Here is a 14,998-nt window from a genome sequence, read left to right on the forward strand (position 1 = left end):
AGTATATACCGGTTATCTTCAACTAGAGTATAAGCGGGGGCATCAATGAGCGCCGTGCTGCCTACGGCCGCGTTCCTCTACGAGCGCGTCCGGCGCGTGATCCCGCCGATTGAATGGCCGTCTTTCGTGGACGATATCGAAGCCATCCTTGCGCTGAAGCGCGATCGCAATGCGGTCATCCTTGCGCACAACTACCAAACGCCGGAGATCTTCCATTGCGTAGCCGACATTGTCGGCGACAGCCTCGCACTGGCCCGCAAGGCGGCTACGGTCGAGGCGCAAATCATCGTGGTTGCCGGCGTGCATTTCATGGCCGAGACGGCCAAGCTGCTTAATCCGAACAAGACCGTGCTTATCCCCGACCTCGGCGCTGGTTGCTCGCTGGCCGATTCGATCACGGCACAAGACGTGCGGCTGATGCGACAGAGTTATCCCGGCGTGCCCATTGTCACCTATGTCAACACCTCCGCCGCTGTGAAAGCCGAGTCCGACATCTGCTGCACCTCGGGCAACGCAAAGGCGGTGGTGGAATCGCTCGGCGCGCCGCGTGTGATCATGCTGCCCGACGAATATCTCGCCAAGAACGTCGCCGCCGAGACGAAGGTCGGGATCATCGCCTGGAAGGGTCGTTGCGAGGTGCATGAGCGCTTCACCCCGGCCGATATTCGCGAACTGCGCGCCGCACATCCGGGTGTCATCGTGCTGGCCCATCCCGAATGCCCCCCGGACGTTGTCACAGAGGCGGATTTTTCGGGTTCCACCGCGGCCATGTCGGATTATGTCGAGCGGGAAAAACCACCCCGCGTAGTGTTGATGACGGAATGTTCGATGAGCGACAATATCGCGATCGCGCATCCCGACGTCGAGTTCGTCCGCCCCTGCAATCTCTGTCCGCACATGAAGCGCATCACGCTGGCTAACATTCGCGTCGCACTCGAGGAGAACCGGCATGAGGTTCGGATCGATCCCGGGATTGCAGGGCGCGCGCGCCGCTCGGTCGAGCGTATGCTTTCCATATGAGCCTCGACGTTCATGACATCGGCGGGGCGCCGGTCATCATCGGCGCCGGTGTGGCAGGCCTGATGACGGCGCTTCATCTGGCGCCGGAACCGGTTGTGCTTCTGTCCAATGCGGGGCTGGGAACCGGAGCCTGCAGCGAGCTCGCCCAAGGCGGTCTTGCGGCAAGTGTCGGCGGCGAGGACAGTCCCGAACTTCATCTTTGTGACACCGTCGCGGCCGGCGACGGTCTCTGCGACGTGACGACGGTGCGGCGAACGGTCCGAGCTGCACCTGAAGCGATCAGGACTCTAGAGCGCTTCGGTGTCGCATTCGACCGACGCGCTGACGGCGCGTTGCGGCTCGGGCTTGAGGCGGCGCACTCGCAGCGGCGGATCGTGCATGCGGCGGGCGATGCCACCGGTCGCGAGCTGGTCCGCGCGCTGATCGCCGCGGCACGGCGCACAGCCTCCATCACTATTCTGGAAAACGTGGAGGCCCGCCGGCTTGTCGTGGAAGACGGGGCGATTATCGCCGTGGTCGCGGCCGGGTGCACGGGCGCAATCGCCTTGCCAACGCGCCGCGCGGTCCTGGCGACCGGCGGCATCGGCGGCTTGTTTAGCGATACGACAAACCCGCCTGGCTCATGTGGACAGGGGCTCGCGCTCGCCGCCTGTGCCGGGGCGGAGTTCGCCGACCTGGAATTCGTGCAGTTCCACCCGACCGCCCTCGAGGGTCCGCGGCGGCCGATGCCGCTGGTGAGCGAAGCGGTGCGCGGCGAGGGTGCTGTGCTCATCGACGAGCAAGGAGAGCGTTTCCTCGCTGAAACCCCCGGGGGCGAGCTTGCGCCTCGCGACGTGGTTGCGCGCGCGGTTTGGCATCAGCTCGCTGTCGGACGCCGTGTGTTCCTGGACGCAAGGCAATGTCTCGGCCTCAGATTTGACAAGCGCTTTCCGGCGATCGCCGATTTGTGCCACCAGGCCGGCATCGATCCCGCGACCGACCCGATCCCGGTGCGTCCGGCGGCACATTATCACATGGGCGGTGTCGCTGTAGACGCTGCCGGCCGCAGCTCCATCGAGGGATTGTGGGCATGTGGCGAGGTCGCATGCACCGGTCTGCACGGCGCGAACCGACTCGCCAGCAACTCGCTTATCGAAGCGGCGGTCACAGCGAGCTGGGTTGCTGAAAGCGTCGCCGACGTATCACACACCCGGCGTCCGCGCGTGTGTTCCGCATTCGTGCCTCGACGGCCAGACGCCTCCGGCATCCGCCCAATCGTCTCGGCCGCGCTCGGCATCATCCGCGATAGCGAGACGCTACGCGACGGGGTGGCGGCCCTGTTGCCGATCGCAGCTCACGACAGCGCTGCCTCCGGCCCCGCCTTGGTCGCGCTGATGATCGCCATTGCGGCCCTGCGGCGCGAAGAGAGCCGCGGCTCGCACTGTCGTTCCGATTTCCCCGGACGCGATGCAGATGCGCGCCAGTCACGGCTGACACTGCGCAGCGCAATACAGACCGCCGTCGCACTCAGCTGGCGGGCGCCGATACGGAGCACCCTGACATGAATTCGTTCTCACCCCTTCCCTCAACCCTGATCGAGCCGATCGTGCGCGGTGCTCTTCTCGAAGACCTGGGCAGATGCGGTGATCTGACCAGCGACGCCGTGATCCCGCGTGATCGCACGGCCACCTTGGTGCTCAAGTCGCGACAGATGGGCATCGTTGCCGGTCTCGATCTGGCCGCCTTCGCCTTCATGCTCGTCGAGCCTGCGATCGACATGCACATCTGGCGAGCTGACGGCAGCGATGTCGCGGCGGGCGAGACTATCGCCAAGTTGTGCGGACCGGCGCGAGGCCTGCTCACGGCCGAGCGCACGGCGCTCAATTTTCTGTGCCGCCTGAGCGGCATCGCCACTGCCACAGCGACGATGGTCGAGGCCGTGCGTGGCCACAAGGCGAAGATCGTGTGCACGCGAAAGACGACGCCCGGCCTGCGCGCGCTGGAGAAATATGCGGTACGCGTTGGCGGCGGCGCCAATCACCGCTTCGGGCTCGACGACGCCGTGCTGATCAAGGACAACCACATCGCGATCGCCGGCGACATTCGCACGGCAATAGAGCGGGCGCGCGCCGCCGCAGGCCACATGGTGAAGATCGAGGTCGAGGTCGAGACCCTTGAGCAGCTCGATACAGCGCTCACGCTGGGAGTCGACGCAGTGCTGCTCGACAATATGTCGGTTGAGGACCTTGCCCGCGCCGTGGCAATCGTCGGTGGCCGCGCCATCACCGAGGCTTCCGGTCGGGTGACGCCGAAAACGGCTCCGTCGATTGCTGCGACGGGGGTCGACCTCATCTCAGTCGGATGGCTGACACACAGCGCGCCTATCCTCGACATCGGCCTGGATATGCCGGCGCATCGGCGCGCGCTTGAACTGATGGAGATGGAATGAAAAGCATTCCCACCTCCGCTGGAGCGCGCCGACGCAGGAACTGCTCCATGCGAGCCTGCATCTTCGTGCGGCGCACCCTCCAACTGGTTCAGGCTCATCGGGCTGATCGACGATCATAGCGAACCCGAGGAGGGTCGACAGCCTCCTGCACGTGCTGTTGGACCAGCGACAAAGCTTTTGATGATGACGATTGGAACGAACTCGGAGTGCGACGTGAAGCAAGCCATGCAATCGATCGAGGGGGCACTATCCCGATGGAACCGCAAAGAGGCCGAGGCTATCCACGGGATGCCGTTCAATGACCTGCTCTTCCTGGCTCAGACAATCCACCGCCAGAACTTCGATCGCAACCGGGTGCAGCTGTCGCGGCTGCTCAGCATCAAGACCGGCGGATGCCCGGAGGATTGCGGCTATTGCAGCCAGTCTACGCATTACGAAACCGGCCTGAAGGCGTCCAAGCTGATGGAGGTGGAGCGTGTCATTGCCGAAGCGATCAAGGCGCGGGACGCCGGCGCCACCCGCTATTGCATGGGCGCCGCATGGCGCAGTCCGAAGGAACGCGACATGGGTTCCGTCGTCGCCATGATCGAGGGCGTGAAGGCGCTCGGCATGGAGACCTGCATGACGCTTGGAATGCTGGACCTCAGTCAGGCGCAGCGCCTGAAGGCGGCCGGTCTCGACTACTACAACCACAACATCGACACGTCCGAGCGCTATTACGGCGAGGTTGTTTCAACCAGGACCTTTGCCGACCGGCTGGAAACACTTGGGCACGTGCGCGAGGTTGGCATGAAGGTCTGCTGCGGCGGCATTGTCGGGATGGGAGAGGAAAAGGCCGATCGCATCGACATGCTGGTCACACTCGCGAACCTGCCCGAGCCGCCGGAAAGCGTGCCGATCAACATGCTCATCCCCATCGAAGGCACGCCGCTTGCCGAGGCCGAGCGCATCGATCCGATCGATTTCGTCCGCACCATTGCGCTCGCCCGCATCATGATGCCGAAGTCCTATGTAAGGCTCTCCGCCGGCAGGACGGCGATGAGCGACGAAACGCAGGCGCTGTGCTTCTTTGCCGGCGCCAATTCGATCTTTGTCGGCGACATGCTGCTGACGGCGGACAATCCCGGCGAGGACAAGGATAATCGTCTATTTAGGCGTCTCGGCATTGAGCCGATGCCACGCGAGGCAAGATGAACGAGCCGCCGCTTGCCCGCTATGAAGCAACCTTGCAGGGTCTGGCACGCAAGGGCCGGCTGCGGACGCTGGCGCCGCGCGCCGGGCTCGACTTCTCGTCCAACGATTATCTCGGGCTTGCTGCGTCGAAGAGACTTGGCGATGCAGTCGCGGCGGCAATCGAGGGGGGCACCCCGGTCGGCGCTACCGGATCGCGGCTCCTGCGCGGCAACGCGCCGGAACATGAGGCGTTGGAGGCAGATGCGGCGGCGTTCTTCGGGGCCGAACGGGCGCTGTTCTTCGGCAGCGGCTACATCGCCAACTTCGCCCTGCTGAGCGCCCTGCCGCAGAAGGGCGACCTGCTGATCCTCGACGAACTCGCGCATGCCAGCATGCATGAAGGGGCGCGGGCTGGACGCGCCGAGTTCAGGCCGGCCACGCACAACGACATAAATGCTTTTGAGGACGCGATCAGGCGCTGGCGCGCCGAAGGTGGCATGGGGCATATCTGGATCGCAGTCGAAAGCCTGTATAGCATGGATGGCGACTGGGCGCCGATGGAGAGCCTGGTCGGGCTTGCCGATCGGTACGAGGCATTCATAGTGGTCGACGAGGCACATGCCACCGGCGTCTGGGGACCGGACGGCCGGGGGCTGGCCGCCGCTTTCGAGGGCCGCGACAACATTGTCGCGCTCCACACATGCGGCAAGGCGCTCGGCGCATCCGGCGCACTCGTCACTGGGCCGGGAGTGCTGTGCGACTATATTGTCAACCGCTGCCGGCCCTTTATCTACGCCACCGCGCCATCGCCGCTAATGGCGGTGGCGGCGCGCGAAGCGCTCGCAATCCTGGTCGATGAGCCGATGCGCCGCGTTCAGCTGCATGAGTACATTGCCTTCGCGGGCCGCCAACTGGCCGAGCGCTGTGGCGTGGCGCGCAGCGGCTCGCAGATCCAGCCACTTGTCATTGGTGACGTCAGCCGCACCATGGTGATGGCGGCGGCACTGCAGGCCCGCGGCTTCGACATACGCGGCATTCGCCCGCCGACCGTGCCGGAGGGCACGTCGCGGCTGCGCATTTCGCTGACGCTGAATGTCGGTAAGGCTGACATTTCGGCCATGGTCGAGACGCTCGTCGAGGTGTTGGGCACGGCATGACCACGCGTATCGTCGTCACCGGAACAGACACCGGAATAGGGAAGACCGTGTTTTCGGCTGGGCTCGCCGGGCTGCTCGACGGCTTTTACTGGAAGCCGGTGCAATCGGGTCTCGATGAGGAGACCGATAGTGAGGCGGTTGAACGACTCGCCGGCCTGCCGTCAGGGCGCGTGCTGCCGGAAGCTCACCGGTTGAAGAGCCCGCTGTCGCCGCATCGTTCAGCCGAAATTGACGGGGTCTTGATTGAGGCTGCCGATCTTGCATTTCCGGTCCTGCCGACACCGCTCGTCATCGAAGGCGCTGGCGGACTGATGGTGCCGATCAACCGACACACAAGATTTATTGACATCTTCGCTGAATGGCGGCTGCCGGTCGTTCTGTGCGCCCGCACCGAGCTCGGCACGATCAACCACACTCTGCTGTCGATCGAAGCCCTGCGGGCTCGCTCCATCCCGCTGATCGGCATCGCCTTCATCGGCGAAGAGGTAGCCGATACGCAAAGGACAATCACCGAATTCGGCGCGGTGCGTCAGCTCGGCAGGCTGCCACACCTCGTTCCGTTGACGCGCGAAACTCTGCGGAAGGCGATGTTTGCGGGCTTCGACCTCGCCAAGATTGCCGGAGGCGAATGATGTCGCGGTCGCCGGTCTGGCATCCATTCACCCAGCACGCGATCGAGCCGGCCATGCCGTCCGTTGTCCGCACGGAAGGGGCGTGGCTAGAGACGAATGACGGAAGGCATATCCTCGATGCAATCTCCTCCTGGTGGGTGGTCACCCACGGGCACCGCCATCCACGGATCATGGAAGCAATCCGGAATGCGACTGAGATGCTTGACCAGGTGATCTTCGCCGGTCTCACCCATCAGCCGGCAGAGCAATTGGCCTCGGCGCTGATCGAAATAATGCCGGCAGGCCTCGACTGGGTCTTCTATTCCGACAGCGGATCCACGTCCGTCGAAGTCGCGCTGAAGATGGCGCTCGGCTATTACCGCAACATCGGCGCGCCGCGTTCGCGCATCGTCGTCATGGAACACAGCTATCATGGCGACACGATCGGCACGATGAGCGTCGGAGCCCGCGGCGTGTTCAACGCCGCCTACGAACCCCTGCTGTTCGAGGTCGACACCATTCCGTTTCCGGCCGCAGGGCGCGAGCAGGAAACGCTGGATATATTCGAGGCTTTCTCCCGCGACCGCCGCGCCGCCGCGCTGATCGTCGAGCCGCTCGTGCTTGGGGCCGGCGGCATGCTGATGTATCCGGCCTGGGTTCTGGCCGAACTGAAGAAGATCGCCGAGGCATACGGCACAATGCTGATCGCCGACGAGGTGATGACCGGCTGGGGGCGCACCGGAACCATGTTCGCCTGCGACCAGGCATCGATTTCTCCTGATATCCTGTGCACCTCGAAGGGCTTGACTGGCGGCGCAATCCCGCTGGCGGCCACGCTTGCCACCGACACCATCTTCCGGGCCCACTATTGCGAGGACCGGAAGAAGACCTTTTTCCACTCGAGTTCCTATACCGCCAATCCGATTGCCTGCGCGGCAGCATTTGCCAATATCGAGATCTGGCGTGACGAGCCGGTCGCCGAGCGGATCGCGGCCCTGAGCGCGATGCAGTCCGCCGGGCTTCGACGCTTTCGCAACAATACCAACTTCACAGATTGCCGGGCTACCGGCACGATCGCAGCTCTCGATCTGCGCGCCGGCTCGGCCGGCTATCTGGCCGAGATCGGACCAAAGCTGCGCGCTTTCTTCCTCGATCGCGGCCTGCTCGTGCGCCCGCTCGGTAATGTGCTCTATCTCCTTCCGCCCTATTGCATCACCGGCGAGGAGCTAGACGGGCTCTATGACGCCATCGAGGAGGCCGGCGAACGCTTCGGTTCGCGGTCATGAACCAGTCGTCGCGCATACTCGGCTTCGGTCATCATGCGCCGGCGCGTAAGGTTGGGAACCCGGAGATCGAAAACCGCCTCGGGCTCGAACCCGGCTGGATCGAGCGACGCACGGGAATCCGTTCGCGCTTCTGGGCAACGGGCGAAGACACGCTATCGGGCCTTGCCGCGCGTGCCGGCGACATGGCGCTGGCGAATGCCGGTGTCGACCGTGGCGATATCGGCCTGCTGTTGCTCGCCACCTCGACGCCCGATCACCTTCTGCCGCCGAGCGCACCGCTGGTGGCACACCGGCTGGGACTCGACCGCGCCGGCGCAGTTGACCTCACAGGCGCCTGCGCCGGCTTCATCTATGCCCTGATGTTTGCGGACGGATTCACCCGCCTGCATGGCAAAGCGAGCCTGGTCATTGCCGCCAACATCCTCAGCCGCCGCATCAATCCAGCCGAGCGCGCAAGCGCGGTGCTGTTTGCCGATGCCGCCGGCGCCGTGGTGGTTGCCCCTTGCGAAGAGCCGGATCGAGGCATCCTCGGCGCCGCGCTGGCCTCGGATGGCTCGCGCTATGGACTGATCCAGATTCCCGCCGGAGGAAGCAACACACCATTCCACGGCGGCCTGGACCTCGAGCAGACCTGGATGACGATCGCCGACGGCCGCGAAGTGTTCGCCAAGGCCGTGGAGATGATGTCTCGCTGCTCTCAGGATGCCCTCTCTGCTGCCCGAATGGGATCGCAAGACATCGACCGGTTCGTGCCACACCAGGCCAATGCCCGGATTTTCGATGTGGTCGGGAGGAACCTCGGAATCGCCGATGAAGCAATCGTCAAGACGATCGCCGAGTACGGCAACTCTTCCGCCGCGACCATCCCGCTCTCGCTCTCGCTTTCGCATCGGGCGCAGCCGTTTCGGCCGGGCGAAAAGGTTCTCCTTGCGGCGGCGGGTGCCGGTCTCACCGGAGGCGCCCTCATCCTCGGAATTTAGCGGTACGACGGCCATGCACAGGATTTGTCACGAATGACACTAGCAAAACGGGCCCAATGCGAAAAAAATAGTCGCCGGCAAGCTGCATGGGCGCTGGTTCGGTGACGCGAGAGCGAAAACCCTGCAGACGATTTTCTCGAGCAGGACGATCGGCAAGGCTACCTTGCTGGGCGAGGAGTGGTTTGCGCCAGTCTAGAGAGCGGAGGTATCCAACTCCTCATTGCGATGAAGTCATCCTCGATATGTCGGCCCTTATTGGCCAACATCGTAACGGCAGTAGTGGCAGCCGTGAATTGAATAACCGCCCCCTCGAAGGCATCAACCGTCATGCAGTCCGAAAAAAATGCTCATCTGCCTGTCTCAACAACGCTGGCTCCATTTCGGAACCCGGTGTTTCGCTCGATCTGGACGGCCACACAAATATCCAGCCTCGGGTGGCTCGTGCAAACGGTGGCCATCAGTTGGCTGATGGCCACGATTTCCGCTTCGGATCTGATGGTTGCACTCGTGCAGGCCGCATCCACATTGCCGGTATTCTTCCTCTCAATTCTTGCCGGAGCCATCGCCGACAACTTCAGCCGCCGATGGGTGATGTTTGCGGGGCACTTCCTGATAGCCTTGGCATCGACGACGCTGATGATTTCGGTGGGCCTGGGATTTGTCGATCCCTGGCTCCTACTTGGATTGGGCTTTCTGGCTGGCTGCGGCTTCGCTCTGAATGATCCGGCCTGGCATGCCTCGGTCGGCGATATCTTGGACAAGCGCGACATTCCGGCCGCAGTGACGCTGATGTCTGTCGGATATAACATCATACGCAGCATAGGACCCGCTTTGGGTGGGACGATGCTGGCCTTCTTTGGGCCGCTCGCCGCTTTCGCCCTGGCCGCGCTGAGCGATCTGGTCCCTCTCGGCGCGATATGGCGTACCAAATGGAAGGTTCGCACTTCGCCTCTCCCTCGTGAGCGAATGACGATGGCAATTCATGACGGAGTGCGCTTCACGGTATTGTCCTTGGAGATCAGGGCAGCGATTGCCCGTGCAACCTTTTTCGGGTGGCAAGCATCTCCATACTTGCGCTACTCCCACTAGTCGTCCGGGATCAGCTGAAAAGCGGCCCAATCGTCTACGGCATCTTGCTGGCCGGCTTCGGCATGGGTGCTTTCGTCGCGGGCATGAGCAATAGCTTTTTAAGGCGGATCACGTCTCAAAACAGGCTGGTATCGTTCGCCTCTGTTGCTTGTGCAGCATGTTGCCTTTCCCTTGCACTCACATCATCGGTCGCCGTGGCGGCCATTTCGCTGGCACTTGGTGGCGCGGGTTGGCTTATCACCTGGACCGGCATCGACGTGTCGGTGCAGCTGGCAAGCCCAAGGTGGGTCGTCGGCCGCACACTGTCGATATACTACGCCCTGAGCGCAGGGGGTATGGCGGCCGGCAGCTGGATCTGGGGTACTGTCGCACAGGACTACTCCTTAGCCTGGGCTCTGGAAGGCGCCGCAGGCGCTCTGTTGCTGGTTGCAGCTGCGGGTATACTGTTCCCGGTCCGTCCATGGGAAGAAGCGGATCAGGAAAGTTCGGATTTTCACCCGCCGGAGCTGGCACTCGAGTTGAAGCCGAGGAGTGGCCCCATAGTCGTCAAGGTCGAGTATCTTATAGCCGAAGAGAATATCGAGACCTTTCTGGGCTACATGCGCGCAAGGCGCCATGTTCAGAGCCGTGCCGGTGCGCGAAACTGGACACTCCAGCGAAATCTTCAAACGCCTTCGATTTGGACAGAGACATTCCGCACGCCAACCTGGATGGACTTTCTTCGCCTGAATCATCGGCTCACGGCAGCGGACAAGGAAGTCGGCCAGCGTCTCCTGGCACTGCATGATGGAGAGCGTCCTCCGCAAACAGTGCTTTCGATCGAACGAACGACTGAGGCAGCTCGTATCCGTGCCTCGACAATCTTTTCTCGTCCTCCGAGGTGACGTGATCACGAAAGCGATCGCATCGCGCATTGGGATCTGCCGCGCCGGTCGACTTGAAGCAGCGCGAAGGCCGCATCCCAGTACGCGGAGCCTATGCGTCCGGCGCTCTCTCGCGAATACCCATGCCGCCGCGGGGCTCGAGGCCGGGGGCAGGAACGGTCCGTTCTGGGCCATCTTCGATGCGGCGCGCGACGGCAAGAAGGAGGGCATCGGTTTCGAGCGCTGGTGGTCGCGCCTGCGCACAAGCCGATCAGCATCACGTTCGACGTGCGCTTCAGCAGCGCTGTGCGGCTCAGAGACTGGCAGAGGAGGATCTGACTCGCTACCGGCTGGCGCTGGGCCAGCCGGAACCAGGCCTGTTCGAAGACGGCGCTGGCGCTCGACCTTTCGGCGCCGGACATGGAGTGAGGGTGGGCGACGGAGCACCAGTCGCCTTGACGCCCTTGCAGGACGCCATCTTAACCGCGAACGGCGAGCTTTCAGGGATCATTGCTGCGCCTTTGGGCGGCTTGCCGTTCCCGATGTTCGAACGCGTCGGTGAAGCTATCGAGTTCTTGGGGGGTCATCCCAAGCGCCCGCCCCTCCTCCCGCCATGACGCGACCGCCTTTTCGACTTCTGCGAGTATCGTCTTCGCTCGATCGCTCCTGATCCGGAAATAAGCGATTACCGACATCAGTGCGTCGACAGTCGCTTCGGGCCCAGTTTCTTCGGATATCCAGGTTTTCAGCTCTCGCACGCGCTCAGGGAACGGGTTGATGTCGAATGCAGGCGCCAGGCGCCATTGCCCGCGATGCACATGGAGAAAGCCGTGATTGTGGAGGTGGTCATCGACATTGGTGATAAGGATCGAGAACGCGATGCGCCGCCAAAGCTCTTCGATGTTGGCTGCTGGCTGGCTGCCGTGCTGACGAAGCACATCCACGAGTTCAGTATAGCTATGCTCGCCAACGTCCCCTGACTCTGCGCCGATCATCGTGGCGGCCGAGATATACATGAGTCGATTGCCGTTCGGAGTCCTATCGAAACGCCGTATGAGCGCGACAGGGGCGCCGTCGCTGTCGAGCAGACGTGTCTCAGCAGCATCCACGCCGGCTTTTCTGGCCAAATTCATAGCGAGCACTTCGCCTTTTGTGACAGATCGATCATCGGCAACGCTCGGAAACTTACCGATAGCGAGGCGTCCGTCATCGTCGACGACAGAGCATTTCGGACGAAGGCCCCCAAGAGACGTGCCACGTCCACGCAAATAGGCGAGATCCATTGCCGTCTCGGTGTTCGTCTCGACGGCGTGCGTGGCTGCGAGGAGTTGACCGATTTCAATGAGCGGCGGCGTGGTGCGTCGACCCTCCTCGGTCGTTCTTTGGTAACGCCCTTCTTCGTCCTTCAACCGGAGCGCACCAATGCGGCTCATGTCGTCCACTGCCAAGAGGTAATCCATCGCGTTCAGAGGCCGCGTTTCGGCGACATTTCCCGCCCGGCGCACCTCTTGGCGACGCTTGGCGTGGTCGCGCTGGATGACACGCCGGCCCCATCCGTCCGGCTCCGTGTCGGCGATCGCGTTGTGGAACACGGATCCGTCGCCGGTCTTTCGATGGAATTGAGGGCCAGTAACGAGTGGCAGACCGGGTTCGATCGAGAAGCCTTCCGCTGCTCTCAGCCAACCTCCATCATATTCAAAGGCAGCGCTCTCGCGCGCACCCTGCTGATCATAGCGCAACGTACCCAGTGGCATCGCTTCTTCGCCAATGTGAACAGCAATAGAACGTCTCATATTGCACCCGGTGGCTTCCGCACCCTTACCCTCTTGGGCAAACGTTCGGCGTCGAGGAGCAGGCCTTGCTCATCGCGATGTGCGTCGATGATCTGCGCCAAAGCCTCATCAAAGCCCAAAACGAAAAAGGTCATGGCGTAGGCCCCCATAGCGACAGTCGGGTCTCCTTTTTCGATCTTCAGATAGGTGCTCTTTGCGACACCCAGTCGTTCCGCCATCATCATCACGGTCAGGCTGCGCTTCTTACGGGCGAGCGCAATGTCGGCGCCGAGCTTGCCAAGCGCCCTCTTGACTCTGGGAGGCAATGTATCTGTCACTGTTGAGCGCATGTTTGTCTCATATAAACGACCTTAACTCATTCTAGGGTGCTTATATAAGACCTAAACCGTGATCTGTCGAGAGTTGGCCTGTTTGACCGATCGACAAGGCGGTGGCCCTGCAACCAACCACACTACTCTCGTGAGCATGCATCCATCCGATCCGCAATGGGCGCTAGGTGAGTCGCACGGGGGTGTGAACGATTGCGCCGCTGCAAAACGAAACGGGCCATCCTTGGCACGATCCAGATGTGTGCTGCAGCGGGGCTCCCGCCTGACGTACCGAGCGGCGCCGCCGCATGCTGTCTCGACCCGAGCTTCACAACAAACAGGTGCTGTCGGTATCGAACGAAAGTGTCACATATCGAACATACGAGCCTGTCCCAAAACGTCTGCTCGGTGCTCAGCCTGACCCCCAAAAAGCAAAAAGAAGGGAGCGCGACGAAGTTGCGCCGGCCAATTCAAGTGTCAGCGCGGAGCTACCTCTTCAGGATGGCACGTCGCTTGCTGCTCCGCATCGAACGCCGACGGCCAACCCACAAATAACGGAGATGAATATTGGTTCAGAAATGCTGAACCCCCGGTGTACTGAAAGAATTTGAGGAACGGTTGTGGGAAGCGCGGCAAGGCAATAGGCGATTTTGCCTTTCTTGGATCCGGACGGAGGTCGAATCTCACCTCGTTCGGGCAGTTGGTAGCCAACCACAGTTGTTTCTTCCATAAATCGAACTGCGATAAAGCACAGTACAAGTATCACTTGGCTTACTCACACCGGAACTCCTCTAGTCAACTTAGTATCGCGCATTCCTCAAAGAGGAGCGAGATGCACATGTTTTTGGTCCTGGGATAGGCCGCCGGTTCGCCCTTTGACGCGTCCGCCTTTTATTCTTTGAACTGGAGATCCAGAATGAACGTAAGCAGCCTTCTTCTCGGCTCAGTTGCGGCCCTGATCTCCGTTTCCGTCGCTCGCGCGACGGACGAAGTCTCCGCGCCGGCTCCGACCGAATACGTCAAGATCTGCGACGTCTACGGTTCGGGCTACTTCCATATCCCCGACACCGAGACCTGCGTGCGCATCGGCGGCTACATCCGTTACGACGTCGGCCTCAGCGATGTCCGATCGTATGACGGGATAAGAACCTCCGATGTGAGAACTGGCGAGGCTCAGGGCACCTGGCGAAACAACACGCGTTTCACGTTCAAAACTTGGACGCGCCAGGAGACCGAACTAGGCGCACTGAAGACCTATACTGAAACTCGCGTGAACTTCGGCAACCACAACGCTTATCCGGGTCCGGAAAGCCCTCACAACTATATCTTCAACAGCGGCGTCAAGTTGACTTCCGCCTGGATCCAGCTTGGTGGCCTCCGAGTTGGCAAGGACGATTCGGCCTTCGACACGTTTACAGGCTACGCCGGAAACGTGCTCAATAACGTACTCGTTCCGTACGGCGATTTCGATACCAACGTGGCTCAGTATTACTTCGATGCCGATAACGGCTTTTCGGCTCTGGTTTCACTTGAACAAGGGTCGGGTGTAGTCGGTACTATCGACAGCCATGTTCCGCACGTCGTCTTCGGCGTGAAACAGACGCAGGGCTGGGGCGCGATCACCGGCGTAATCGCTCGTGACAGCGACTACGAAGCTTTGGCCGGCAAGCTCCGAGTCGATGTCAATGTCACAGATGACCTGTCGCTATTCGGAATGTTCGGCTACGGCTCCATTGGCAATCTCAACGATGACCCAACCAACGCGGTCGCCGCTCACGGTCGCGGCATCTACAAAATTTGGAGCGGCAATTGGGCTTTCTGGGCGGGCGCCACTTACACGTTAACCGAGAAAACTTCGTTCAACCTTCAGGTCTCGGGTGATCAGCTCAGGGACTCAGGACTGGCTGCAAACGTCGCCTATATGGTCATTCCAGGTTTCACAGTCACAGCCGAAGTCGATTATGCCCATTACGCCAAGTTCGCTGCCGTCGACCGTTCCGGAATGAACCCGGCTCACGTCGGCAAAAGGAACAGCCTCGGCGGCGTGCTGCGATTCCAAAGCTCGTTCTAACGGAGCGAACCTGAATGTCGGAGGCCCGACTGGAGGCGTCGGTGTCTGGCTTTACGATGTTCAAGATGTGGTTCCGGACGATCATGCCCGGACATTGGTTGCCGGACTTCATAGCCTGATCAGCGAGGCTTCCATAGAGCGCTTAGCAATTCCACTGAATAACTCGTCCAGGACATGTCTCTCGGCCCCATCTGCATCCCTGTTGTGCTACCCTCATTG

At 61.7% G+C, this 14,998-nt stretch carries 11 protein-coding genes and 1 pseudogene; 10 read left to right on the forward strand and 2 right to left on the reverse strand.

Annotated features, from left to right (window positions below; all coding sequences use genetic code 11):
* Positions 1-45 precede the first annotated feature (45 nt).
* From nadA to A9K68_RS27770, 9 genes and pseudogenes are all read left to right on the forward strand, one after another.
* Complete coding sequence (gene nadA / locus A9K68_RS27730) at positions 46-1,020, forward strand: quinolinate synthase NadA (RefSeq protein WP_065010605.1); 975 nt, start codon at positions 46-48, stop codon at positions 1,018-1,020.
* Entirely contained in the window at positions 1,017-2,564 is a 1,548-nt protein-coding gene (locus A9K68_RS27735; RefSeq protein ID WP_065010604.1) for an L-aspartate oxidase, read from the forward strand. The genes nadA and A9K68_RS27735 overlap by 4 nt, the downstream gene beginning before the upstream one ends.
* Positions 2,561-3,448, forward strand: coding sequence for a carboxylating nicotinate-nucleotide diphosphorylase (nadC, locus tag A9K68_RS27740; protein WP_065010603.1), 888 nt, complete (start codon positions 2,561-2,563; stop codon positions 3,446-3,448). Before A9K68_RS27735 ends, nadC begins: the two co-directional genes overlap by 4 nt.
* A 225-nt stretch (positions 3,449-3,673) precedes the next feature.
* On the forward strand, positions 3,674-4,642 hold the full coding sequence (bioB, locus tag A9K68_RS27745) for a biotin synthase BioB (protein ID WP_176478093.1): 969 nt from the start codon (positions 3,674-3,676) through the stop codon (positions 4,640-4,642).
* Positions 4,639-5,778, forward strand: a complete 1,140-nt coding sequence (locus A9K68_RS27750) for an 8-amino-7-oxononanoate synthase (RefSeq protein ID WP_065010601.1) — start codon at positions 4,639-4,641, stop codon at positions 5,776-5,778. The genes bioB and A9K68_RS27750 overlap by 4 nt, the downstream gene beginning before the upstream one ends.
* Positions 5,775-6,410: a dethiobiotin synthase gene (gene bioD, locus A9K68_RS27755; RefSeq protein ID WP_065010600.1), complete on the forward strand. Its 636-nt coding sequence runs from the start codon at positions 5,775-5,777 to the stop codon at positions 6,408-6,410. The genes A9K68_RS27750 and bioD overlap by 4 nt, the downstream gene beginning before the upstream one ends.
* The gene (locus A9K68_RS27760) at positions 6,410-7,675 is read left to right on the forward strand and encodes an adenosylmethionine--8-amino-7-oxononanoate transaminase (protein WP_065010599.1); all 1,266 of its coding nucleotides are present in this window, start codon (positions 6,410-6,412) and stop codon (positions 7,673-7,675) included. The genes bioD and A9K68_RS27760 overlap by 1 nt, the downstream gene beginning before the upstream one ends.
* Positions 7,672-8,655 (forward strand): beta-ketoacyl-ACP synthase III, encoded by a 984-nt coding sequence (locus tag A9K68_RS27765; RefSeq protein ID WP_065010598.1) that lies wholly within the window; start codon positions 7,672-7,674, stop codon positions 8,653-8,655. The genes A9K68_RS27760 and A9K68_RS27765 overlap by 4 nt, the downstream gene beginning before the upstream one ends.
* A gap of 327 nt (positions 8,656-8,982) precedes the next feature.
* A pseudogene (locus A9K68_RS27770) lies at positions 8,983-10,628 on the forward strand (MFS transporter).
* Positions 10,629-11,107: 479 nt separating this feature from the next.
* Here the strand turns inward: A9K68_RS27770 and A9K68_RS27775 are convergent.
* Complete coding sequence (locus A9K68_RS27775; RefSeq protein ID WP_245430143.1) at positions 11,108-12,361, reverse strand: type II toxin-antitoxin system HipA family toxin; 1,254 nt, start codon at positions 12,359-12,361, stop codon at positions 11,108-11,110.
* 35 nt (positions 12,362-12,396) lie between these two features.
* On the reverse strand, positions 12,397-12,729 hold the full coding sequence (locus A9K68_RS27780; RefSeq protein WP_065010596.1) for a helix-turn-helix transcriptional regulator: 333 nt from the start codon (positions 12,727-12,729) through the stop codon (positions 12,397-12,399).
* A gap of 895 nt (positions 12,730-13,624) precedes the next feature.
* Here A9K68_RS27780 and A9K68_RS27785 point away from each other — a divergent pair.
* On the forward strand, positions 13,625-14,779 hold the full coding sequence (locus A9K68_RS27785) for a porin (protein WP_065010595.1): 1,155 nt from the start codon (positions 13,625-13,627) through the stop codon (positions 14,777-14,779).
* Positions 14,780-14,998: the final 219 nt, after the last annotated feature.

The sequence above is a fragment of the Mesorhizobium sp. AA22 genome (assembly GCF_001672375.2).
Lineage (GTDB): Bacteria > Pseudomonadota > Alphaproteobacteria > Rhizobiales > Rhizobiaceae > Mesorhizobium > Mesorhizobium wenxiniae.